A 23524-nucleotide genomic window follows, 5' to 3' on the forward strand; every position below is an offset into this window, starting at 1 on the left:
GATGGGAGGCGGCATGGAATTCGGTCTGTCCGAGCGATCGGAGCGTTGGCGGGGCGATCTGATGGCCTTCTTCGAGCAGGAGGTGCTGCCGCGGCATCGCGCCTGGCTCGACCATGTCCGCACCCGCAACGACACGCCGCCCTTCATGGCCGAGCTGCAACGGAAGGCGCGCGCCGCAGGCCTGTGGAATCTCGGTCTGCCCGAACTTGCCGCTGACGAACCGGGCACACGGCTGTCCAATCTCGACTACGCGCCGCTGGCGGAGATCATGGGACGGCTGTTCTGGGCGCCGGAGGTGTTCAACTGCCAGGCGCCCGATGTCCCGAACATGATCGCGTTGCAGAATTGCGCGACGCCGGAGCAGAAGGCGCGCTGGCTGGCGCCGCTGCTCAACGCCGAGACACGCTCGGCCTTCGGCATGACCGAGCCCGACGTGGCCTCGTCCGATGCCACCAACATCGCGACCCGGATGGTGCGCGACGGCGATCATTACGTGATCAATGGCCGCAAATGGTTCATCACCGGCGCCGCGCATCCGGACTGCAGCTTCCTGATCGTGATGGGGGTGACGGATGCCGGCGCCGAGCGCACCAGCCGGCATTCCTGCATCATCGTGCCGATGGATGCGCCCGGCGTGCGTCTGGTGCGGCGGCTGCGCTGGATGGGCTGCGAGGATCATGTCGCGCCGATCGGCGAGCTGGTGTTCGACGATGTCCGGGTGCCCGCCGAAAACCTGCTCGGTGCCGAGGGTGAGGGCTTCAAGGTCGCGCAGGTCCGGCTCGGGCCGGCGCGCATTCACCACTGCATGCGTTCGATCGGGCTGTGCGAGCTGCTGATCGAGCTGATGATGGCGCGCGCCGCGGAACGCAGCGCATTCGGGCGCACCGTGATCCAGTACGACACCGTGCAGCGCTGGATCGCGGAATCCCGCGTCGAGCTGGAGCAGGCGCGGCTGCTCGCCTATCGCTGCGCCTGGCGGCTGGATCAGGCCGGCCATCACGGTGCCTGGCGCGACGTCTCGCTGATCAAGGTCGCGGTGCCGGCGATGCTGCAGAAGATCGCCGACCGCGCGATCCAGGTGTTCGGCGCGATGGGCGGCTCCGACGACACCCCGATTCATCAGGCGCTGGCGTGGGGACGGCTACTCCGGATCGGCGATGGGCCCGACGAAGTGCATCTGCGGCAGATCTTCCGGATGGAGCCGACGCCGGACTGGTCGATCGCCAATTCGCCCTATCTTGCTGCACATCCCGCCTGAGCGGCGCTACAGTGCCCAGCGACATTCCCTGAACGAGGCGCCTTCCGATGACGATGACCGAGCAAGCCCGAGACGCAAAGCCAGCCGCGATCGACAAGGAGCGGCTGCGCTCGAAATACCGCGAGGAGCGCGACAAGCGTCTGCGTCCCGACGGCAATGACCAGTACCTCCAGATCAAGGGCCAGCTCGCGCATTATCTCGAGGATCCCTACACGCCGGTGGTGGAACGCGCGCCGAAGACCGATCACGTCACCTTCGCCTTCATCGGCGGCGGCTTTGCCGGGCTCGCCACCGCGGCGCGGCTGACCGAGGCCGGCGTCAAGGATGTCCGCATCGTCGAGAAGGGCGGCGATTTCGGCGGCACCTGGTACTGGAACAGATATCCCGGCGCGCAATGCGACACCGCCTCGATGGTCTACATGCCGCTCTTGGAAGAGACCGGCCACATGCCGTCGGAGAAATACGCGCATGCACCGGAGATCCTGGCGCATTGCCAGCGGATCGGGCGGCAGTTCAATCTCTATGACAACGCGCTGTTCCACACCGAGGTGACGGGCCTGGATTGGGACGCGGCGCAATCGCGCTGGATCATCCGCACCACCCGGGGCGATGCCTTCACCGCGCAATATGTCGGCATCGGCACCGGCCCGCTGCATGTGCCGAAGCTGCCCGGCATTGCCGGCATCGAGCGCTTCAAGGGCCACTCGTTCCACACCAGCCGCTGGGACTACGACTACACCGGCGGCGATCCCCGCGGCGCGTTGATGGACAAGCTTGCTGGCAAGCGCGTCGGCATCATCGGCACCGGCGCGACCTCGGTGCAGTGCATTCCGCACCTCGCGCGGGCCTGCAAGGAGCTCTACGTATTCCAGCGCACGCCGTCCTCGGTCGACGTGCGCGGCAACGGCCCGATCGATCCCATCTGGTTTGCCGATATCGCGATCCCGGGCTGGCAACAGCGCTGGCTGGAGAACTTCACCGCCAATCAGGCCGGCGGATCGGCCGAGGAGGACCTGGTGCAGGATGGCTGGACCGACCTGTCGAAGCGGATCCGCGCCAAGATCATGCTGCTGCCGCGCGAGCAGCGCACCGTGGAGAACATGCGGGCGGCGTTCGAGGACTCTGACTTTGAGAAGATGGAGGAAATCCGCAACCGGATCGACACCATCGTCGGCGATCCCGACACCGCGAAGAACCTCAAGGCCTGGTACGGTCAGCTCTGCAAGCGGCCGTGTTTCCACGACGCCTATCTGCAAGCGTTCAACACCCCGGGCACCCATCTGGTCGATACCGACGGCAAGGGCGTCGAGGAGATTACCGAGAACGGGATTGTCGTCGCCGGCAAGGAATATCCACTCGACTGCATCATCTACGCGTCGGGCTTCGAGGTCGGCACCGAGTACAAGCGGCGGGCGGGGTTCGACGTGGCGGGCCGCGACGGCATCAAGCTGTCGGACTATTGGGGCGAGGGCATGCGCACCAAGCACGGCATCCACGTCCATGGCTTCCCGAACCTGTTCTTCGTGCAGCCGACGCAGGGCGCCAATCTGATCTCCAACGTGCCGCACAACCTGACCGAGGCGGCGCGCACCATCGCCTTGATGGTCGGTCATGCGCGGGACAATGGTTTCAAGGAGATCGAAGTCAGCAAGGACGCCGAGGACCGCTGGATCGAACTGCTGCTGACTGCGGTCGGCCGCATGATCGGCGGCCCCGATTGTACGCCCGGCTATTACAACAATGAGGGACGCGAGCCCGGGCCCGCGGCCAAGCTCAATGTCGGATATCCGGCGGGTGCACTGGCCTATTTCAAATACATCGACGAGTGGCGCAGCAGCGGTCAGTTCGAAGGCCTGCAATTCCGCTGAGTGACGCGCGGACGGGACGGATTTCCGCCAAACGAGGGAGTGCTCGAGTATGACCCAGACAAGTGCAGGTGAACCATCGCACGAGGCTCCGAAGGCGGCGTCCGCGCCGGTCATCGCGCAGCACGAAGCGACCCTGAAGGCGCTGCCATTCGCCGACACCAGGGATTTCGATGATGCCGCGCGCGGCTTCCTCGGCACCATCGACAACGCGCGAATCACCTCGGCGCAGGGACGGGTGGTCTGGAGCCTCGAGCCTTACGGCTTCCTGTCCGAGGAGAAGGCGCCCGCGACCGTTGATCCGAGCCTGTGGCGGCAGTCGCGGCTCAACATGCACCATGGCCTGTTCGAGGTGGTGCCCGGTGTCTACCAGGTGCGCGGGCTCGACATCGCCAACATGACGCTGATCGAGGGCGACAAGGGCGTCATCGTGGTCGACACCCTGACCTCGATCGAGGGCGCGCGCGCCGCGATGGAATTGTACTTCCAGCATCGCGGCAAGCGGCCGGTCGCCGCCGTCATCTTCACCCACACCCACACCGACCATTGGGGCGGCGCGCGCGGCGTGCTCGACGACGCCATGCTGGCGGCGGGCGTGCCGATCATCGCGCCGAACTTCTTCATGGAGCACGCGGTCTCCGAGAACATCATCGCCGGGCCGGCGATGCTGCGCCGGGCGCAATACCAGTTCGGGCCGTTCCTCGCCAAGGGCGTGCGTGGCCAGGTCGATTGCGGGCTCGGCAAGACCATGGCGGCGGGCGGCGTGGCGCTGCTGCGGCCGACCGACCTGATCATTGCGACTGGCGACAAGCGGGTGATCGACGGCGTCGAGTTCGAATTCCAGATGGCGCCGAACAGCGAGGCGCCCGCGGAGATGCACTTCTTCATCCCGCGCTACAAACTGTTGAACCTCGCGGAGAACTGCACGCACAATTTCCACAATCTGCTGCCGTTCCGCGGCGCCGACGTGCGCGACGCGCTGGCGTGGTCGAAGTATCTCGGCGAAGCCTTGCAGATGTGGGGCGGCAAGGCCGAGGCGATGTGCGGCCAGCACCATTGGCCGGTGTGGGGGCGCGAGCGGATCGACACCATGATCCGCGAGCAGCGCGACCTCTATAAGTTCGCGCATGACCAGACCATCCGGTTGATGAACCATGGGCTCAATGCCGCCGAGATCGCCGAGACGATCCGGCTGCCTGCGAGCTTAGAGGGCGCCTGGCACGGCCGCGGCTATTACGGCCATATCAGGCACAATGTGAAGGCGATCTACCAGAAGTATCTCGGCTGGTACGACGCCAATCCGGTCAATCTCGATCCCTTGCCGCCGGTCGAGGCCGGCAAGAAATATGTCGAGTATATGGGCGGCGCCGATGCGATCCTGAAGCGCGCCACGGCTGATTTCGCCAAGGGCGAATTCCGCTTCGTCGCGCAGGCCGTCAGCCATCTGGTGTTCGCCGAGCCCGACAACACGGCGGCGCGCGCCCTGCTGGCCGATACGTTCGAGCAGCTCGGTTATGCGGCCGAGAGCTCGACCTGGCGCAACGCCTATCTGTTCGGTGCCCAGGAGCTGCGGCAGGGCATGCCGAAGACGCCGCCGCGCTCGCCGATGCCGCGCGAGACGCTGGCTGCACTGCGGACCGAGCAGCTTTGGGACGTCCTCGGCATCCGCCTCAACGGCCCCAAGGCCGAAGGCAAGCGCATCGTGTTGAACTGGAGCTTCACCGACACCGGCGAGAGCTTCGTGCTCAATCTCGAGAATTCCGCGCTGACCTATGTCAAGGGCGCGCAGGCGGCCGATGCGCACGCCAGCTTCACGCTGGCGCGCAGCGTGCTCGACGAGGTCATCGCCAAGCTGACCACGTTCCCGGAAGCGGTCGGCGCCGGCAAGGTCAAGGTCTCCGGTGAGCCGCTGCGGCTCGGCGAGCTGATGATGCTGATGGACGAGTTTCCGCGGATGTTCGAGATCGTCGAGCCGAAGCGGACGGTGGTGAGGTAGAGGAGCCGAACGTTGACCGTCACCCTGAGGAGCACGCTCTTGTGTGCGTCTCGAAGGGGCGACGGCCACCGGCCGGGCCGTGCATCCTTCGAGACGCGCTTCGCGCTCCTCAGGATGACGGTTGACGAGTGTGCTCTCAAATCCCGAGATACGCCGCCTGCACCTGCTTGTTGTTGGCGAGTTCGGCGCTCGTGCCCTGCATGATCACGTTGCCGCTTTCCAGCACATAGGCGCGCTGCACCAGCGACAGCGCGCGGCTGACATTCTGCTCGACCAGCAGGATCGCGGTGCCCATCTTGTGGATCTCGCCGATCTTCTCGAAGGTCACGTCGGTCATCACGGGTGCAAGGCCGAGCGAGGGCTCGTCCAGCATCAACAGGCGCGGCTTCAGCATCAACCCGCGGCCGACCGCGACCATCTGCTGCTCGCCGCCGCTCATGGTGCCGGCCAGTTGCTTCCTGCGGTCGGCGAGCCGCGGGAAGATGCTGTAGACCAGCTCCATCGTGCGCGCGCGATCCGCCTTGGCTTTCGGCACATAGGCGCCGATCTCGAGATTTTCCTGCACCGTCATCTCCGGAAACACCTGGCGGCCTTCCGGAACATGCGCGATGCCAAGCTCGGGGATCCGGTAGGGCGGCAGCGTGGCGAGATCGACGCCGTCGAACGTGACCTTGCCGGCGAACAGTTTGACGAGGCCGGAGACCGCGCGCAGCGTCGTGCTCTTGCCGGCGCCGTTGGCTCCCAGCAGGCCGACGGCTTCGCCGGCTCGAATCGAGATGCTGACGTCGGTGATCGCGGGGACCGAGCCGTAGCTGGCGCTGACGCCGGAGAGCTCAAGCATGGGCGTCTCCCGGAGGGTGCACATAGGAGCCGAGATAGGCGCGGATCACTTCCGGATTCTCCACGATCTCCTTCGGTGCGCCCTCGGCGATCTTCTGGCCATGGTCAAGCACCACGATGTGGCGCGCCACCGCCATGATCGCGCGCATGACGTGTTCGACGATCACGATGGTCAGGCCGCTCGCGGAGAGCTTCCTGACCAGCGCCACCGCCTGGTCGATCTCGGCCGGGTTGAGCCCGGCCATCACCTCGTCGAGCAGCAGGATCTTCGGCTGCGTCGCGAGCGCGCGGGCCATCTCGAGCCGGCGCTGGTCGATCGTGGTGAGGTCCTTGGCCGGGGTCTGCTCCTTGGCGCCGAGGCCGACGAATTCGATCGCTTCGAGCGCCTTGGTGCGGGCGGCGGCGATGTGGCGGTCGCGCAGGAAAGCGCCGGTCATTACATTGGCCAGCACCGTCATCGCGCCGAACGGCTTCGCCACCTGGAAGGTGCGGGCCATGCCGAGCGCGCAGACGTCGTGTGGCTTGAGGCCAACGACTTCGTGGCCGAAGGCGAGCACCGAGCCGGAGTCCGGCCGGTGAAATCCCGTGATCAGATGAAAGCTCGTGGTCTTGCCGGCGCCGTTCGGCCCGATCAACGCGACGGTCTCGTTCTCCTGCACGGTGAAGCTGACGTCCTGCACGGCGCGCAGGCCGCCGAACCGTTTACTGAGACCCTTGATCACCAATGCTTCCGCCATCGCACCGACCTCAGGCCCGCGCCGGCTGGCGCCGGCGGAAACGGTGATAGAGGTCGGTCGCGAACCCGATCAGTCCCGTCGGCCGCCACAGGATCACCGCCATCAGGATCAGGCTGTAGACCGTGAGCTGGATACCGCCCACCGAGCTGCCGAGCCAGCTTTGCAGCAGCGCCGAGGTGGTTTCCAGCAGCACGGTGCCGATCACGGGGCCCCACAACGTGCCGATGCCACCAACGATCGATACCAGCGCCGCTTCGATCGAGACGTTGAAGCTGAACGCGGTCGCCGGATCGATGAAGTAGATGTACTGCGTGTAGAAAGTACCGGCGAGTGCGGTCAGGAACGCGCTGATCATGTATATGTCGCGCTTGACCTTCGGCGCGTTGACGCCGACCGCCTCGGCGGCGTCCTCATCCTCCCCGATCGCGACGAGATAGTAGCCCATCCAGGATGTCTCGATCCTGTGGGTGATCCAGAGGCCGACGACGAGCAGCCCGAGCACGACGTAGTAATACGAGGACTTCTCCTCGAACTGCATCATCAGCGGCGCGCTGCCGAGGTTCGGGATTGTGGTGCCTTCGGCGCCCCAGGCGAAGTCGCGGAACTTGAGGAAGATCAGCATCAGCACCTGGGCGGTTGCGATGGTCGCGATGGTGAAATAGGGGCCGCGCAGGCGGAAGCACAGCCAGCCGATCGGCAGGCTCGCCAGCATCGCCACCACGCCGCCCGCGATCATCCCGATCCAGGGCGAGATGCCGTAATTCACCTGCATGATAGTCGAGGTGTAGGCGCCGAGGCCGAAATAGGCGGCGTGCCCGAGCGAGAGCTGCTTGGCATAACCACCCATCAGGTTCCAGGCGACGCCGATGAACGAGAACAGCAGGATGCGGATGAAAATGTCGATCGCAAACGACGAGGAGACGATTTGCGGCAGCGCGAGCATGACGACCGCGCCGATCGCAAGCCCGAGCCATTTCAACGTGCCTGACGTCTGCATCAGCGGCCCCTCCTGGCGCCAAGGCCGCTCGGCCTGAAGGCCAGCGTCAGCAGCAGCAGCGCGAATACCACGATCAGCCCGGAATCGGCGCCGACGAACTGGATGCCGAGCGATTCCGCGATGCCCATCATCAGGCTTGCGATCAGCGCGCCCATCACATTGCCGAGCGTGCCCATCACGACGGCGACGAACGCCATCAGCACGAACACCTGGCCGACGAACGGATAGGCCGAATAGAACGGCATCAGCAGCGAGCCGGCGGCGCCTGCCAGCGCCAGCGCGGTGCCGAACGCAACCGCGAACACGCGGTTCGGGTTGATCCCCATCAGCATCGCGACATCGCGGTTCTGCGATGCCGCGCGCATGGCGCGGCCGAGGTCGGTGGTGTGCAGGAACACCCAGAGCAGGCCGCTCAGCGCCATCGCGACCGCGAAGGCGATCAGCTTGGCCACCGGAATGTACAGGCCGCCGATGTGCCACGCCTCATCCGAATAGGAGGTGTGGACGGTGCGGTAATTGGCGCTGAACAGCATCAGCGAGAGGTTCAACAGCAACAGCGACAGCGCAAAGGTCAGGAAGATCTGCGGCATGTCGTTCGGCCCGAGCACCCGGCGGATCAGGAAGTGCTGGATCAGCACGCCGGCCAAAAACAGCACCGGCATCGAGACCACCAGCGAGACCAGCGGATCGATGCCGAACTGGGTGGCGAGGAAGAACGAGATATACATCCCGATCATCACGAACTCGCCCTGGGCGAAATTGACGATCTTGACCACGCCGAAGATCAGCGTGACGCCGATGCTGACGAGCGCGTAGATGCCGCCGATGAGCAGGCCGTTGATGACGGCCTGGGCCAGTGTCTCCCACATCTGATCCGACCGCGGTTCAGGTCTTCATCAGCGGGGCGCGGGCGTCTTCCTTGGGGAAGACGCTGACGAGATCGGCGTTCTGCCATTGCACGCCGACCGGACGGCCATAGACGTTCTTGCCGTCGGGCCCGAATTTCACCTTGCCGCCCGGCGCCATCGCCGCATAACCCGAGGAGACGTCGAGCGTCGAGAGCGCCTCGCGCACCTTCTTCGGATCGGCGGAGGCGGCACGCTCCAGCGCGTCCGCCAGCATGAAGGTCTGCGCCACCAGGCCACCGGCATATTCGAAGGCGAATTCGCCGGTGCGCTTCTTGAACTCGACATTGACCTTCTGCGCATCGTCGCTGACGTCGTGGTTCCAGTGCGCGACGCCCTGCAGGCCCTCGGCGGCTTTGCCGACATTCTTGTAGAAATCCGGCATCACGAAGCCGCCCGAGCCGCCATTGATCGCGATGTTGAGCCCGACCTGCTTCACCGTACGCACGATCAGGATGAGGTCGTTGAGATAGGACAGCGAGAACAGCGTATTGGCGCCGGAGGCCTTGACCTTGTTGATCAGCGGGCTGGCGTCGGTGAAGCCGGCCGAATAAGGCTCGAACATCACGATCTCGACGCCTTCACCCGGCGCCAACTCCTTGAGCCCGTTCGAGGTCGAGGTGCCAAACGCGGTGTTCTCGAAGATGACGGCGACCTTGGCCTGCTCGCTGACCAGCTTGGCCATCTGCAACTGCGCCTTGGCGAATTGCGAGGCGCGCGCAAACGGCGTGAAGGTGTAGCTGCGTCCCTTGTTGAGCTGGTCGGAGCTCGAGCCGGTGATGATCGGAACCCGGGCGCGCTCGCACACCTCGCTCGCGATCAAGGTCAGTGCGCTGGCGTAGCAGCCGTGGATCGCCGACAGCTTGTTGCCTGATATCAGGCGGTCGGTCTCGGTGCGGGTCACCGTGGTGTCGCTCTGCACGTCGGAGATGATGAGGTTGAGCTTGGCGCCGCCGAGCGATTTGATGCCGCCGGCCTCGTTGACCATGTCGACCGCGAGCTTCGCCGCGGCGACGCAGCCGGTGCCGATCTGCGCCATGCTTCCGGTGGTCGGATAGAGCGCGCCGATGTTGATCGGGTCGGCGGCCCAGCCTCGTAGCGGCACCGCGCCGAATGCGCCGGCCGCGAGCGCGCCACCGGTCCTGGCGAGGAATTTGCGGCGGTTCAGCTTTGTCCGTGAGGCCTTGGTCGGCGCAGTATTATTAATGGCCGACGGCTTGCGGTCCCCTGTCATGGCGTTCCCCCTGTGCGACCACGGCCCGGTTGCTCCGTCCGCTCGCTTATTATTTTTTGCTCAAGCGGGGTGCATAAGAGCACGTAATCCGGCAATCGCAAAGGCGATATCGGTTACGCCTTGAGGAAACGCTGCAACGATAGTTGCGTCGCAGCAATCGCGCAGCGCGCGCACGGGAGCGGTTCACTGCGTGAGAGTTGCCGTAGAGGGGCACAGTATTATTGACAATCGAATGAGCCAACGGACCGGCACTGGCAGTGCCGGCCGGCACGCCGGATCATTCGATCGGCCGCTGCAACGGCTACTCGGCGCTCGCCACCAGCTTGAAGCGCGGCTTGGCTTCCATCAGGCTGCGGTAGGCGGCGAGATAGTCGAGTGCCATCCGCCGCGCGGTGAAGCGGGTCTCGAACTGCTTGCGGATGGCGTCGCGGTTGAGCGTCGACAGGCGGCCGACCGAGGAGACCGCGCTGAGCTCGTCCTCGACGATGAAGCCGGTCAGGCCGTCCTCGATGATCTCCGGCACCGAGCCGCGGTTATACGCAATAACCGGCGTGCCGCACGCCATGGCCTCGATCATCACGAGCCCAAACGGCTCCGGCCAGTCGATCGGAACCAAAAGCCCGATCGCGCCGCTGAGAAAATCCGGCTTCTCACGGTCGCTGATCTCGCCGATGAACTCGACCAGCGGATTGTTCGTGATCAGCGGCTTGATCAACTCGTCGTAATATTCCTGATCGGCCCGGTCGACCTTGGCGGCGATCTTCAGCGGAATGCCGCAGCGGGTCGCGATCTTGATCGCGCGATCGACGCCTTTCTCCGGTGCGATGCGCCCAAGCACGGCGAGATAGGATTGCCTGGCCGGTTGCGGCGTCAGCAAATTCTCCGGCAAGCCATGATGGATGGTCCGCACCCATTGCGCCTGCGGTACCGGCCGCCGTTGCGCGTTGGAGATCGAGATCACCGGGATCTTGGAGAAGGTGTTGAACACGGGTTGGTGCTCCGGGAGGTCGAGCCGTCCGTGCAACGTGGTGACGAACGGCGTCGGCTGCCGCGCGAACAACGACCACGGATAGTAATCGAGATGGCAGTGCAGGAAGTCGAACTCGTCGTCGTCGGCCTTCTGCCGCACGCGTTCCAGCATCACCATGTGCAGCGCGTTGGGATCGCGGACGGAGCCGTCTAGGCGCAGTGCCTTCGGCCAGGTCGCATCGAGCTTCGCGGAGGTCTGTGAATCGCCACTGGCGAACAACGTCACGTCATGTCCAAGTGTTACAAGTTCTTCGGTCAGCCAGTGCACGACCCGTTCGGTGCCGCCGTACAGCTTCGGGGGAACAGCCTCTGTCAGCGGGGCAACCTGCGCGATGCGCATTTCTCCGTCTCCTGTTTGTAATGTGGATGTACCCTCAGCCCTCTTGAGATGGCACCGACATGCCGAAGACGGGAACGTTCTCGCACGTGCGAGGTTCCTTAGGTGTGGGAGTTCTGCCGCTTCTTTCTTCCATCACACTGTGGTCTTGCTGATGCCATCTCGCTCCAACAGGTTTTTGCCGACGCCAGCGTTGCAAAAATGTTGCGCAGTGATGGCTGCACCAAGGAATTCCGCCGTCGCCCTTCACGTCATCGTGCGCGAGAATTTCGACTAAAAATTTCTCGTTCACCCTCAACAGGTTTGCAGGACGTCATGGATCATCTGTCAGGCTATGCGCATCGCCCATTTCCATTCGTGCTGCGCTATCTGCGCCGGCGGCTCCCCTCGCATGTCGTGATCTTGTCCGCCGTCGTTGCGGCCGTTGCCTGCTCGGTAGGCACGCAATACGGCGTGAAGAATCTGGTTGATGCTTTGTCGGCGGGGCCATCATCCGCAAATGGCGTATGGCTGGCATTCGCTCTGCTCATGTCGCTGATCGCGGCCGACAACTTCCTGTGGAGGATCGCGAGCTGGACCGCGAGCTACACCTTCGTCAGCGTCACCGGAGATCTCCGCCGTGACATGTTCCGCCATCTCACCGGTCACGCGCCGAGCTATTTCACCGACCGGCTGCCGGGCATGTTGACCAGCCGGATCACCGCGACGTCGAATGCGGTGTTCACCGTCGAGAACATGTTCGTATGGAACGTGTTGCCGCCTTGCATCGCGACCTTCGCGGCGATCGCCTTGGTTGGAACTGTTAGCCTGACAATGTCAGCCGTGCTGATCCTGATCGCGGGAACCATGGTGGTGGCGATGTTCCGCATGGCCGCCGCCGGCCGGCCGCTGCACGACGCCTTCGCCAATACGGCTGCCGCCGTCGACGGCGAGATGGTCGACGTGATCAACAACCTGCCGCTGGTGCGCGCGTTCTGCGGCCTCGGCTACGAGCACGACCGCTTCGATGCGACCGTGAACCGGGAACTCGTCGCGCGCGGCCGATCGCTGCGCTATCTCGAAAAGCTCCGGCTCGTTCACGCTGCCGTGACGGTGATTCTCACGATCGCGATGCTGGCCTGGGCGCTCTCGCTCTGGCAACAGGGCCAGGCCACCACCGGTGACGTCGTGCTGGTTTGCACGCTCGGCATCTCGATCCTCAGCGCGACCCGCGATCTCGCCGTTGCTTTGGTCGACGTCACCCAGCACGTTGCCCGCCTCACCGAGGCGCTGGCGACCTTGTTGCAGCCGCACGAGCTGAAGGACCATCCGGAAGCCGAAGCGCTGGTCAAGAGCGGCGCGGCGATCGCCTTCAACAACGTCTCGTTCCGCTACCCTGGCGGCTTGCAGGTGTTCGAGCGCTTCGGTCTGCGCATCCAGCCCGGCCAGCGGGTCGGACTGGTCGGCCAGTCCGGCGGCGGCAAGTCAACATTGTTTACCCTTTTGCAGCGCTTCTACGATGTCGAGCAGGGCAACATCACGGTCGACGGTCAGGACATCTCCCGCGTCACCCAGCAGAGCCTGCGCGCGGCAATCTCGGTGGTGCCGCAGGACATCTCGCTGTTCCATCGTTCGATCCTGGAGAACATCCGCTACGGCCGGCCGGACGCCACCGACGACGAGGTGCTGCGGGCCGCGATCGCGGCGCGTTGCGACTTCATCGAGAGCCTGCCTGAGGGCATGAACACCATCGTCGGCGATCGCGGCGTCAAGGTCTCGGGTGGCCAGCGCCAGCGCATCGCGATCGCGCGCGCTTTCCTGAAGGACGCGCCGATCCTGCTGCTCGACGAAGCCACCGCGGCGCTCGATGCGGAATCCGAGGAGGCGATCCGCGAGGCGTTGTCGCGGCTGATGCGCGGGCGTACGGTGGTGGCGATCGCGCACCGTCTCGCGACGCTGCGCAGCTTCGATCGCGTGGTCGTGTTGCAGGGCGGCCGGATCGTCGAGGACGGTCCGCCCGATATCCTGGTGAAGGGAAGGGGTCCCTACCGCGACCTCGTGGCGCGCGAAATGGGCCGCCTCTCCACCAGCGCGGCCTGATCCCCGCGTCATCAAGCATGTGCTTGCGTTCCCGTGCGTTCGTAGAGCCCGGACTCGAGCTGAAGAAAGTCGCCAGAGGTTCAGATGGCAGCTGACGTCGTTACGCAGATCATCACCGCTCGCATCACTGAGCACGTCGCCGAATCGCCGTTCTATATCCCGATGACCGGGCCCGCGGCGCGGCCGCGGCGCTCGCTCAAGCATGACGACACCTTTATCGTGCTCGACAGCCATGGCGATATCGGCGCCTCGGCCGGCGGGCCGGACGGCCTGTTCAATGCCGACACGCGTTACCTCGCGCGGCTGGAGATGGTGCTGGAGGGCGTGCAGCCATTGCTGCTCGGCTCCAACATGCGCGACGACAATTCGGCGCTGACCGTCGATCTCACCAATTCCGACGTCTATCGCGACGGCCGCCTGACCTTGCAGAAGGATACGCTGCACATCGTGCGCTCGATCTTCCTGTGGCGCGGCACCGCCTATCAGCGCATCGGCTTGCAGAACCACGGCGAGCAAGTGGCGAGCTTCGACCTCACGCTGCTGTTCGACAATGATTTCGCCGATTTGTTCGAGGTGCGCGGCGAGCGGCGGCCGCGGCGCGGCATAGGGTCGGGCAAGCTGCTTGGCCCGACCGATGTGGCGCTGGAGTATCGCGGTCTCGACGAGCAGACGCGGATCACCGCGCTGCATTTCGATCCGCGGCCGACGCGGCTGTCGGTCAACGCCGCGACCTATCATTTCGACCTCGAGCCCGGCCGGGTCACCTCGCTGTTCGTCGCGGTGTCCTGCAACAAGCCGATCATGCAGAAGCCGGTGCCGTTCTTCCGCGGGCTCCTGGCGCACCGCCGCGAGATGCGCAATTCCTCGGCCGGTGCGGCCTCGATCGAGACCTCGAACAACATCTTCAACGAGGTGCTGTGCCAGGCGATGGCCGACCTCAACATGCTGATGACCGAGACGCCGCAGGGCCGTTACCCCTATGCCGGCATTCCCTGGTACTCGACGACATTCGGCCGTGACGGGCTGATCACCGCGTTGCAGATGCTGTGGGTCGATCCACGAATCGCCAGGGGCGTGCTGAAGCGGCTGGCGCTGTTCCAGGCCAAGGACGTCGATCCATTGGCCGACGCCGCGCCCGGCAAGATCCTGCACGAGATGCGCGGCGGCGAGATGGCCGCGCTGCGCGAGGTGCCGTTCGCGCATTACTACGGCAGCGTCGATTCGACGCCGCTGTTCGTGCTGTTGGCCGGGCTCTATCTGGAGCGCACCGGCGACGTCGAGACGTTGCGCGAATTGTGGCCTGCGGTCGAGGCCGCCTTGCAATGGATCGACGGTCCCGGGGATCCGGATCGTGACGGCTTCGTCGAATATCAGCGCGCGACCGAGGAGGGGCTTCGGAACCAAGGCTGGAAGGACTCCTTCGACGCCATCTTCCACGCCGACGGCAGGCTCGCCGAAGGCAACATCGCGCTGGCGGAGGTGCAGGGCTATGTGTTCGCCGGCAAGCAGCTTGCCGCGCGTACGGCGCGCCGGCTCGGCTTCGCGGACAAGGCCGCCAAGCTCGATGCCGAAGCCGAACGGCTGCGCGAGCGGTTCGAGCAGGCCTTCTGGTGCGAGGAACTCGGCACCTACGCGCTTGCGCTCGACGGCGCCAAGCAGCCGTGCAAGGTGCGCACGTCGAATGCCGGACAGACCTTGTTTTCGGGCATGGTGCGCCAAGACCGCGCGCGACGGGTCGCTGCCGATCTGATGAGCCAGAGATTCTTCACGGGCTGGGGCATCCGCACGGTCGCCGCAGGCGAGGCGCGCTACAATCCGATGTCGTATCACGACGGCTCGATCTGGCCGCATGACAATGCGCTGATCGCGCTCGGATTGGCCCGTTACGGCCTCAAGCATTCGGTCGCGCATCTCTTCAAGGGGCTGTTCGACGCCGCAAGCTATATGGAGCTGCGGCGGCTACCCGAACTGTTCTGCGGCTTCCGTCGCGAGCGCCGGCGCGGCCCGGTGCTGTATCCCGTGGCCTGCGCGCCGCAGGCCTGGGCGAGCGCGACACCGTTCACCTTGCTGGAGGCCGCGCTCGGCCTCGAATTCGATACCGCGCGTGGCGAGATCAGGCTGCGCGATCCGTGCCTGCCGGAGTTCCTCAATGAGGTGGTGCTGCGTGATCTGAGGCTCGGTGCCTCCAGCGTCGACCTGAGGCTGCGTCGTCACGGCGACGAGGTGTCGCTCGAAGTGCTGCGCACGCGCGGCCAGATCCAGGTGTCGATCGTGCTGACGCATTGAGCGTCCGTGCGCAGCGGCAAATCGTGGGGAGAGGTACATGCGTCCGAGGGTGATGATTTTATTGGTCGCAGTGGCGCTGCTGACTTGCGCCAACGTCCGCGCCGGCGACGACGCCGCCCCGGCGCCAGCTCCGCCAGCGGCGGCCCCGGCGCCGCCGGCGCCGAAGGATGCGGCCAAGGAGCCGTCGCCACCGCCATCGGTGACCGTGATCGGCGCGCGCGATGCCCACGGCATTCTCGGGCGCGATGTGCGCAGCTCCGCCAATGAAGACATGGGCCGCATCGTCGACGTCATCGTCGATCGCGATGGCAAGGTCCGCGCCGCCGTGATCGATTTCGGCGGGTTCCTCGGCGTCGGCAGCCGCAAGATCGTGGTCGACTGGAACGCACTGCGTTTCGCCGGCGTTTCCAGCAAGAGCGACAGCATCACGCTCGACCTCAACAAGCAGCAGGTCAGCGCTGCGCCGGAATACAAGGAAGATACACCGCTGATCGTGCTGGGCGCGGCCGGCAATCTCCATCCATGGGATTACGAGCATTAGGGGGCAGAAGCTGGTCGCGCGTCCGAACTCTTCCTTCGAGGCGGTTGGCGACGATCGTGGTGAGCGGTCAGCCGGCACCAATGTCGTGCCGATGGTGCCCGATCGGCCCGATCCGGGGCAACCGCGCGCGCCATCGCGCGAAAGCCAGCGCGGGCTCGACTGGTTCATCTTCTTCCTGGCCGACGTGCAGACCGGGTTCGGCCCGTTCATCGCGGTCTATCTGACGACGCAGAAATGGACCCAGGTCGAGATCGGCTTCGTGCTCTCGATCGGCGGTATCATCGGTCTGATCGGTCAGATGCCGGGCGGCGCGATCGTCGATGCGGCGCGCTCGGAACGGGTGGTCGCGGGCTGCGCGGTCGCCGCGATCGGATCGGCCGCGCTGGCCTATGCGCTGTGGCCGATCTTTCCCGTGGTGACGCTCGCCGCGACGCTGCACGCGCTTGCGAGCTGCGTGCTGGGACCGGCGATCGCCGCGATCAGCCTCGGTTTGGTCGGGCCGCTTGCGATCGGCGAGCGGCTCGGCCGCAACGCGCGCTTCGCCTCGCTCGGCAGCGGCTCGGCCGCGGCGCTGATGGGCGCGTGCGGCTATTTCCTCTCCAGCCGTTCGGTGTTCCTCGTCACCTTCCTGTTGGCGATCCCGACGCTGCTGGCGCTCGCGCGGATCCGCGAGCGCGAGATCGATATCGCGCAGGCCCATGGCGCGGTGAAGCGCGAGGTGCCGGACAAGAAGGCGACAAGCGTGCTCGGCCTGGTCCGGCAGCGCTCGCTGCTGATCTTCGCCGGCGCGATGATGCTGTTCCAGCTCGCCAACGCCGCGATGCTGCCGTTGATGGCGGGCGTGGTGACGACGCGGTCGAGCCAATGGGCGCCGGTCCTGATCGCCGCCTGCATTATCGTGCCGCAGGCGATCGTTGCGCTGTGTTCCCCGTCGGTCGGCCGCAAGGCGCAGGCCTGGGGCCGCCGGCCGCTGCTCCTGATCGCATTCGCCTCGCTGGTGATCCGCGGTCTGTTGTTCGCGACGGTGCGCGATCCCTATCTGCTCGTCGTGGTGCAGGTCTTCGACGGCATCACCGCGGCGATCTTCAGCGTGATGGTGCCGCTGATCGTGGCTGACGTTGCGTTCGGTAGCGGCCATTTCAACCTGGCGCAGGGCATCGTCGGCACCGCGGTCGGCATCGGCGCATCGCTCAGCACGGTGCTGGCCGGCTTTGTCAGCGACAGGCTCGGCAGCGGCACCGCTTTCATGGGCCTGGCCGGGGTCGCTGCGCTCGGGCTATTCATGATCTGGCTGGTGATGCCGGAGACGCGGCGGACGGCATGACAGCGAACGAGGCCGCATCGGCCGCTATCTTCCAGGCCCCGGATATCCGCAATTATGGGCCGGTTTCGTTCGCACGGAACCTTCCTCCTGCATGCGCCGTCATATATGAGTGATTTGCTGCTGGAACGAGCCGATGAACCAGCAGCCAAGCACCCGGCGTGACAGCGGTTAATCAATCCAAAATCGGGATCTGATAGAGATCGAGGCAGCGCGGGCAGGCACTTCGACTGAGGAATGGCATGATAAATCGAACGACGACGGCGCAGGCCACCGGAGCGATGCGGCGTTGGGGGAATCCCGCCTTTGTGACCTTCGCGGCCATGGTCACATTCGCGTCACTGACCGGCGGCGCCGCGGCCAAGCAGCAGCGCCCCGCGGCGACCGTCGAGGCGACCGCGCCGCGCGCGGCCGGCGAGCCGATCATGGCCATCGTGTCGATCAAGTCCCAGAAGGTCACGTTCTACGATGCCGACGGCTGGATCTACCGCGCGCCGGTGTCGAGCGGCGTCAAGGGACGCGAGACGCCGGCCGGCGTCTTTGCGCTGGTCGAGAAGGACAAGGACCACCACTCGACCATGTATGATGATGCCTGGATGCCGAACATGCAGCGCATCACCTGGAACGGCATCGCGTTGCATGGCGGCCCGCTGCCAGGCTATGCGGCCTCCCACGGCTGCGTCCGCATGCCCTACGACTTTGCCGAGAAGCTGTTCGACAAGACGCAGATCGGCATGCGCGTGATCATCGCGCCGAACGACGCGGCTCCCGTCGATTTCACCCATCCGGCGCTGTTCGTGCCGAACGCACAAGCCATCGCCGCTGCTCCGGCGCGTGCCGAGACCCTGACCCGCGAGGCCGCGGATGCCGCCAAGGCGGCCGACGAGGCGAAGAAGGCCTCCGTGGCCGCGACCAAGGAAGCCGCATTGTTCACGCCGGCCTCCCTGCGTAAGCTGGAAAAGGCCAAGACCCGGGCCGACGCCGAGGTGGCGCTCGCCGACAAGACGCTCGCCAATGCCAAGACCGACCAGGCCAAGGCGCGCGCCGAAGATATGAAACAGAAGGCTGCCGCCAAGGCGGCGGCTGCCACCACGCAGTTCGAAGCAGCCCAAGGCGACGCCAAGCCGAAGCTCGATGCCGCGGCCGCCGCGAAGGACGCCGCCAAGGCCGCCGAGACCAAGAAGGCCGATACCCAGAAGGCGGCCACCGAGGCGAAGCTCGCGCTCGAACCGGTCTCGGTCTACATCAGCCGCGCCACGCAGAAGCTCTACGTCCGGCGCAACACCCACAAGGCGTGGCCGGATGGCGGCGAGGTGTTCGATTCGAGCATCGAGGTTCCCGTCACCATTCGTGATCCGGACCAGCCGATCGGCACGCATATCTATACGGCGGTTGCGCGCACCGACAGCGGCCTGCGCTGGACCGAGGTGACGATCGACGACGGAGACAACGCCAAGGACGCGCTCGACCGCGTCACCATTCCCCAGGATGTGCTGGATCGCATTGCGCCGACCGCGGTGCCGCGCTCGTCGATCATCATCTCGGACGAACCGCTGAGCGCCGAGACCAACTATCGCACCGAGTTCGTCGCTGTCCTGAGCAACCAGCCGCAGGGTGGTTTCATCACGCGCAAGCCGACGCGGCCGGCGGAAACCGACGACATGGTCGCGAGCGGGGAAGATGACGGCTTCGGCTTTTTCTCGCCGCGCAACTGGAATCCGCAGGGGCCGACCCAATACGGCAACCCGCAGGCTCCCACCCAGTACGGCGAGCCGCAGGTTTACGGCAATCCTCAAGCCGCTCCGCGCCGGCGCGGTGGCCAGTACTATTATCAGTCGCAACGCGACTGGTGGTAGGGCGTCGGATTGATCCGGGATAACTGAACGATCGGACGGCGGTGCGACACCGCCGTCCGGTTGCGTGCCGCCGTTACGGGCGAGCTTCCAGGATCAGGTTGAACGGCGTTTCCGCGGCGCGGCGGAAACGCGAGAAGCCGCCTTGGCGTGCCACGTCGCGCAGTCGCGCCTCTCCGGCCTGCGCGCCGAGTGCAAGACCGACCTCCTGGTCCAGCGATGCCGGTGTGCAGATCATCGTCGACGCCGCGTAGTAGACGCGCCCGACCGGATTGAGGTTGTCCTCCAGCCGATCGTTGGCGAACGGCTCGATCAGCATGCAGGTGCCGTCGTCGGCGAGGGTGGAACGGGTATGCCTGAGGGCGCCGACCGGGTCGCCCATGTCATGCAGGCAATCAAAGAAGCACACCAAATCATACCCCTTGGCAGGGAATGTCTTGGCGGAGTGCGTTTCGAAGTGGACGCGGTCTGACAGTCCCGCCTCCCGTGCGGACATCTGCGCCGCCTGGATCGAGCCGTCGTGATAGTCGAAGCCGTAGAAGGTTGATTTCGGGAACGCCTCTGCCATCAGCCGCGTCGAGACGCCGTGCCCGCAGCCGATATCAGCGACGACGGCGCCTTTCGTCAGCTTGTCGACGACGCCTTCGAGCGCCGGCAGCCATTGCTGGACCAGATAGTGCTTGTAACTCGTTCGGAAGAAGCGGGCGGTGCCGCAGAACAGGCACTCGCTGCGCCTGTTCCAGCCTACTCCCTTGCCGGTCTTGAATGCGTCGGTGATTTTCGGCTCGTCGAGAAAGGTTGCGCCGACCAGGTTTCCGATGGCGCCGAGGAACACCGGGCTGTCCTCGTCGGCGAGCGCGAGTGCCTGCTCGGGCAGCATCGAGAATTCTCCGGAGCTCCTGTCATATTCGACGTAGCCGGAGGCGGCCTGTGCCGAGAGCCACTCCTGAACGTAGCGCTCGGCCGTTCCGGTCGCCTTGGCGAGCGCCGAGGCATTCATCGGTCCTCGCTGCGCAAGCGTCTTGTAGAGGCCCAGCTTGTCGCCGACCAGCATCAGCGAGGCGTTCAGGGCGGCCCCAAAGTCACCAACCATCTTTCCCATGAATGAATTGAGACGCTCTTCGTTGACATCCATGATGTTTCTCCATCGCAATCACGTTTTGGCAAAATGTCCGTCATTCGCAATTTCATCCGTACGCCATCGTCCAGGCACGCAGCCTTGGGGCGGCGTGAGTGCCTGAAAGGTTCGCTGCAATGAAGTGATTGTTACCGGGCTCGCTGGGATCCCAGTCGGTGTGACGTCACCGGCGCAGGAACCGCTGGTTAGGCCGCGCGCGGCATGATCAGCCGTTTGTACAGCGCGCTGTAACAGGCGGCCGACAGGTCCCAGCTGTAGGACTTGGCCATCGCGCTGGCGCGCATGGCGTTGAGGCGGTCCTTGGCGCGATAGGCGTCGAACGCGCGCCGGACGCCGCCGAGGAAAGACTCCGCCGACGGTTGCGCGAACAGGAAGCCGGTTTCGCCGTCGGCGATGGTTTCCGCGAGCCCGCCGGTCTGGTGGCCGATCGGCAACGAACCGAAACGCTGCGCATACATCTGGCTGAGGCCGCAAGGCTCGAAGCGCGACGGCATCAGGGTGAAGTCGCTGCCGGCGAAGATGCGGCGCGCCTGCGCGTCGTTGAAGCCGATGATGACGCCGATCGCGTCCGGTCGCCGCCGATGCGCAGTCACCAGCGCGTCCTCGATTGCCGGCTCGCCGCTGCCGGTGACGACGATCTGTCCGCCGTCCCGGATGATCTCGTCGGCGGCCGACAGCACGAGGTCGACGCCCTTCTGATGCACCAGCCGCGCGACCAGGCCGAAGATCGGCCCGCGCGAGACGGCGAGCCCGAATTGCCGGCGGACATAGTCGGCGTTGGCCTGCTTGCCCTTCCAGTCGCCGGCGCCGAACGGCTGGGCGAGCTGCGCGCAATGGCGCGGGTCCCAGCTCTCGTCGATGCCGTTCAGGATGCCGGTCAGCTCTGCGGCGTCGGAGCGGGCGCGGAGCAGGCCCTCCAGCCCGCAGCCGAGCTCAGCGGTCGTGATTTCCTTCGCATAGGTCGCGCTGACCGTGGTCAGATGCGAGGCGTAGACGAGGCCGCCCTTGAGGAAGGAGAGCTTGTCGTAGAACTCCAGCCCGTCAATGTGGAATGAGCTTTCCGGTGCGCCGATCCGCCGCAGCGAGTCCCGCGGAAACAAGCCCTGATAAGCGAGATTGTGGATGGTCAGGATCGACGGAATCCGTAGTTGACGCCAGGCGAGGTAGGCCGGTGTGAGCGCGGCCTGCCAGTCATTGGCGTGCACGAGGTCGGCTGCCCAATTCTTGTCCAGCGTGCCGGCTGCAAGTTCGGCAGCGGCGGAGGCAAAGCGGCCGAAGCGGATGTCGTTGTCGGGCCAGTCGCGACCGGACTCATCGCCATAGGGATTGCCGGGCCGGTCATAGAGCTGCGGACACAGCAGCACGTAGACCGGCAGCCCGTCCTTGGTCGATGCGCGGCCAAGCGTGCAGGCCGGCATCTCTGCGTGCGCAGGGCATTGCCCAACGATTTCAATATGTGTGAACTGTTCGACCACGTCCCGGTAACCGGGAAGCATGATCCTGACGTCGCTCCAGGGGCGGAGCGCCCGCGGCAATGCTGCGGAGACGGCGGCAAGCCCGCCCACGCGGACGAAATCGTCCATCTCGGTCGTGACGAATAAGACCTTCAACAAGCGCCCTCGTTCCAGCCCATGACAGGGGCCATGCAAGATCGGGTCCAATCTGCCATTGAGTAAAATGCAAGACCGCCCGCGGGCCCGGTCTGGACGAGACGCTTTCCTGTCGGGGCGGCTCACTTTAGGGTCACGCCACGCCAAGGAATGACGTAGCTGGAGGAAGCCTTGCCAACGACAATAGCTGCTGACGATGAGGGGAATTTGACACGGAGCTTTGACGGCCTTCGCGTGCTCGATTTTTCGACCACGATCGCCGGACCTCATTGCACGCGGATGCTCGCCGACACGGGCGCGGAGGTGATCAAGATCGAGCCCGCCGAGGGCGAGACGATGCGGACGCGGCCGCCGCTGCGCAACAATTGCTCGACCGCGTTCGGCCAGCTCAATATCGGCAAGCACAGCCTGGTGCTCGACCTGAAGTCGCCGGCCGGCGTCGAGGCCGTGCGCCGGCTGATCGCGACTGCCGACGTGCTGGTGGAGAATTTCCGCCCTGGTGTGATGCGTCGGCTGAAGCTCGATTATGCCTCGGTCCGCGACATCAACCCGAAGCTGATCTTCTGCTCGATCTCGGGCTACGGCCAGACCGGCCCGTCGGCGGAATTGCCGGCCTATGCGCCGGTGATCCATGCCGCCTCGGGCTACGAGATGGCGCATCTTGCCTATCAGCCGGGCCGCTCGCGCCCGGACTATTGCGGCATCTACCACGCCGATGTCCTCACCGGCGTCTATGCGTTCGGCGCGATCTCGGCTGCGCTCTATCAGCGCGCCGCCAGTGGCAAGGGCCAGCATATCGACGTCTCGATGCTGGAATCGATGCTGAGCCTGACCCTGAACGAGTTGCAATGGTCGCAATTCGAGGTGAAGCAGACCCAGCGTCCGATGTTCGGCCCGATCGAAACCACCGACGGTTACGTGATGGTGGCGATCGCCAGCGAGAAGACGTTCCAGAACCTGATGCAGGTGATCGGCCGGCCCGAATGGGTGTCCGACCCGCGCTTCGCCAAATATTCCGATCGGCGGGAGAACTGGGCGGATCTGATGGAGGGCGTCGAGGCGTGGTCGCGCGCGGTCAGCACGCAGGCCTGTCTTGTCGCGCTCAACGAATATGGCGTGCCGTCGTCGGCCTATCGCACCGTGCGCGAGGCGCTCGCCGATCCGCAGATCGCCCATCGCGGTGCACTGGCCGAGGTCGAGGATGGCGGCGGCAGCTTCAAGGTGCTCAACCTGCCGTTCCGGATGTCCGGTGCAACGGTCGGTGCCCGCAAACGGATGTCGACGCTGGGCGAGCACACGCTGTCATACCTGAAGGAGATCGGTCTCTCCGACGATCAGATCGCAGGATTCGCGGCGCAGCCGGCCAAGACCGCACGCAGCTAGAATGAGCAGGTGAGTTCACGATGCGATCCGACAGGATCGCATCGTGATCTCCCTGCGGCTTTTCATCCGTTTTACGGTCTTGTCGCGCGCAGCGATTCCAGACAAGCTGCTGCCC

At 65.3% G+C, this 23524-nt stretch carries 17 protein-coding genes; 9 read left to right on the top strand and 8 right to left on the bottom strand.

The features are described 5' to 3' along the window. Positions 1-13: 13 nt before the first annotated feature. The 3 genes from CWS35_RS17045 to CWS35_RS17055 are packed head-to-tail and all read left to right on the top strand — an operon-like array spanning position 14 to position 5119. The gene (locus CWS35_RS17045) at positions 14-1258 is read left to right on the top strand and encodes an acyl-CoA dehydrogenase family protein (protein WP_100956429.1); all 1245 of its coding nucleotides are present in this window, start codon (positions 14-16) and stop codon (positions 1256-1258) included. A 47-nt stretch (positions 1259-1305) separates the two neighbouring features. Next, on the top strand, positions 1306-3126 hold the full coding sequence (locus tag CWS35_RS17050; protein ID WP_100952627.1) for an NAD(P)/FAD-dependent oxidoreductase: 1821 nt from the start codon (positions 1306-1308) through the stop codon (positions 3124-3126). Between the two features lie 49 nt (positions 3127-3175). After that, on the top strand, positions 3176-5119 hold the full coding sequence (locus CWS35_RS17055) for an alkyl/aryl-sulfatase (protein ID WP_100952628.1): 1944 nt from the start codon (positions 3176-3178) through the stop codon (positions 5117-5119). Between the two features lie 136 nt (positions 5120-5255). On the opposite strand, the gene CWS35_RS17060 is transcribed toward CWS35_RS17055, so the two are convergent. The 6 genes from CWS35_RS17060 to CWS35_RS17085 all read right to left on the bottom strand — a co-directional run bounded on the left by CWS35_RS17060 (position 5256) and on the right by CWS35_RS17085 (position 11201). After that, the gene (locus CWS35_RS17060) at positions 5256-5960 is read right to left on the bottom strand and encodes an ABC transporter ATP-binding protein (protein ID WP_168226342.1); all 705 of its coding nucleotides are present in this window, start codon (positions 5958-5960) and stop codon (positions 5256-5258) included. Continuing rightward, positions 5953-6696, bottom strand: coding sequence for an ABC transporter ATP-binding protein (locus CWS35_RS17065; RefSeq protein WP_024580826.1), 744 nt, complete (start codon positions 6694-6696; stop codon positions 5953-5955). Before CWS35_RS17065 ends, CWS35_RS17060 begins: the two co-directional genes overlap by 8 nt. Positions 6697-6706: 10 nt before the next feature. Further along, positions 6707-7693: a branched-chain amino acid ABC transporter permease gene (locus tag CWS35_RS17070; RefSeq protein ID WP_100952630.1), complete on the bottom strand. Its 987-nt coding sequence runs from the start codon at positions 7691-7693 to the stop codon at positions 6707-6709. After that, positions 7693-8562, bottom strand: coding sequence for a branched-chain amino acid ABC transporter permease (locus CWS35_RS17075; protein ID WP_100952631.1), 870 nt, complete (start codon positions 8560-8562; stop codon positions 7693-7695). The genes CWS35_RS17070 and CWS35_RS17075 overlap by 1 nt, the downstream gene beginning before the upstream one ends. Before the next feature lie 16 nt (positions 8563-8578). Continuing rightward, positions 8579-9832: an ABC transporter substrate-binding protein gene (locus CWS35_RS17080; protein WP_100952632.1), complete on the bottom strand. Its 1254-nt coding sequence runs from the start codon at positions 9830-9832 to the stop codon at positions 8579-8581. 301 nt (positions 9833-10133) lie between these two features. Beyond that, on the bottom strand, positions 10134-11201 hold the full coding sequence (locus tag CWS35_RS17085) for a glycosyltransferase family 4 protein (protein ID WP_024580830.1): 1068 nt from the start codon (positions 11199-11201) through the stop codon (positions 10134-10136). A 312-nt stretch (positions 11202-11513) separates the two neighbouring features. Here CWS35_RS17085 and CWS35_RS17090 point away from each other — a divergent pair, with 312 nt between their 5' ends. The 5 genes from CWS35_RS17090 (at position 11514) to CWS35_RS17110 (ending at position 19281) form a co-directional block, all read left to right on the top strand. Further along, a complete protein-coding gene (locus tag CWS35_RS17090) occupies positions 11514-13277 on the top strand; it encodes an ABC transporter ATP-binding protein (protein WP_024580831.1) in 1764 nt (587 codons plus the stop codon). 84 nt (positions 13278-13361) lie between these two features. Further along, positions 13362-15563, top strand: coding sequence for an amylo-alpha-1,6-glucosidase (locus tag CWS35_RS17095; protein ID WP_100952633.1), 2202 nt, complete (start codon positions 13362-13364; stop codon positions 15561-15563). Between the two features lie 37 nt (positions 15564-15600). Continuing rightward, positions 15601-16104, top strand: a complete 504-nt coding sequence (locus CWS35_RS17100; protein ID WP_029879041.1) for a PRC-barrel domain-containing protein — start codon at positions 15601-15603, stop codon at positions 16102-16104. Positions 16105-16195: 91 nt separating this feature from the next. After that, positions 16196-17428, top strand: a complete 1233-nt coding sequence (locus CWS35_RS17105) for an MFS transporter (RefSeq protein WP_245439067.1) — start codon at positions 16196-16198, stop codon at positions 17426-17428. Positions 17429-17667: 239 nt separating this feature from the next. Beyond that, positions 17668-19281: a L,D-transpeptidase gene (locus tag CWS35_RS17110; RefSeq protein WP_100952635.1), complete on the top strand. Its 1614-nt coding sequence runs from the start codon at positions 17668-17670 to the stop codon at positions 19279-19281. Positions 19282-19354: 73 nt separating this feature from the next. Here CWS35_RS17110 and CWS35_RS17115 read toward each other — a convergent pair whose 3' ends face one another. Continuing rightward, positions 19355-20413 (bottom strand): class I SAM-dependent methyltransferase, encoded by a 1059-nt coding sequence (locus tag CWS35_RS17115; protein ID WP_168226343.1) that lies wholly within the window; start codon positions 20411-20413, stop codon positions 19355-19357. A gap of 188 nt (positions 20414-20601) precedes the next feature. Beyond that, positions 20602-22026 carry a glycogen synthase GlgA gene (gene glgA, locus CWS35_RS17120; RefSeq protein WP_100956431.1) on the bottom strand — a complete coding sequence of 475 codons (1425 nt, stop codon included), beginning with the start codon at positions 22024-22026 and terminating at the stop codon, positions 20602-20604. Between the two features lie 207 nt (positions 22027-22233). Between glgA and CWS35_RS17125 the strand changes: the two genes are divergently transcribed. Continuing rightward, positions 22234-23409 carry a CaiB/BaiF CoA-transferase family protein gene (locus CWS35_RS17125; RefSeq protein WP_245439005.1) on the top strand — a complete coding sequence of 392 codons (1176 nt, stop codon included), beginning with the start codon at positions 22234-22236 and terminating at the stop codon, positions 23407-23409. The last annotated feature ends 115 nt before the right edge of the window (positions 23410-23524 follow it).

The organism is Bradyrhizobium sp. SK17 (genome assembly GCF_002831585.1).
In the GTDB taxonomy this organism is placed as follows: Bacteria; Pseudomonadota; Alphaproteobacteria; order Rhizobiales; family Xanthobacteraceae; genus Bradyrhizobium.

Coding starts and splice junctions, on each gene's coding strand:
- CWS35_RS17070 (WP_100952630.1), bottom strand. CDS start 7,693: ATGCAGACGTCAGGCACGTTGAAATGGCTCGGGCTTGCGATCGGCGCG.
- CWS35_RS17095 (WP_100952633.1), top strand. CDS start 13,362: ATGGCAGCTGACGTCGTTACGCAGATCATCACCGCTCGCATCACTGAG.
- CWS35_RS17060 (WP_168226342.1), bottom strand. CDS start 5,960: ATGCTTGAGCTCTCCGGCGTCAGCGCCAGCTACGGCTCGGTCCCCGCG.
- CWS35_RS17115 (WP_168226343.1), bottom strand. CDS start 20,413: ATGGATGTCAACGAAGAGCGTCTCAATTCATTCATGGGAAAGATGGTT.
- CWS35_RS17100 (WP_029879041.1), top strand. CDS start 15,601: ATGCGTCCGAGGGTGATGATTTTATTGGTCGCAGTGGCGCTGCTGACT.
- CWS35_RS17090 (WP_024580831.1), top strand. CDS start 11,514: ATGGATCATCTGTCAGGCTATGCGCATCGCCCATTTCCATTCGTGCTG.
- CWS35_RS17105 (WP_245439067.1), top strand. CDS start 16,196: ATGGTGCCCGATCGGCCCGATCCGGGGCAACCGCGCGCGCCATCGCGC.
- CWS35_RS17050 (WP_100952627.1), top strand. CDS start 1,306: ATGACGATGACCGAGCAAGCCCGAGACGCAAAGCCAGCCGCGATCGAC.
- CWS35_RS17085 (WP_024580830.1), bottom strand. CDS start 11,201: ATGCGCATCGCGCAGGTTGCCCCGCTGACAGAGGCTGTTCCCCCGAAG.
- CWS35_RS17065 (WP_024580826.1), bottom strand. CDS start 6,696: ATGGCGGAAGCATTGGTGATCAAGGGTCTCAGTAAACGGTTCGGCGGC.
- CWS35_RS17080 (WP_100952632.1), bottom strand. CDS start 9,832: ATGACAGGGGACCGCAAGCCGTCGGCCATTAATAATACTGCGCCGACC.
- CWS35_RS17055 (WP_100952628.1), top strand. CDS start 3,176: ATGACCCAGACAAGTGCAGGTGAACCATCGCACGAGGCTCCGAAGGCG.
- CWS35_RS17075 (WP_100952631.1), bottom strand. CDS start 8,562: ATGTGGGAGACACTGGCCCAGGCCGTCATCAACGGCCTGCTCATCGGC.
- CWS35_RS17045 (WP_100956429.1), top strand. CDS start 14: ATGGAATTCGGTCTGTCCGAGCGATCGGAGCGTTGGCGGGGCGATCTG.
- CWS35_RS17110 (WP_100952635.1), top strand. CDS start 17,668: ATGATAAATCGAACGACGACGGCGCAGGCCACCGGAGCGATGCGGCGT.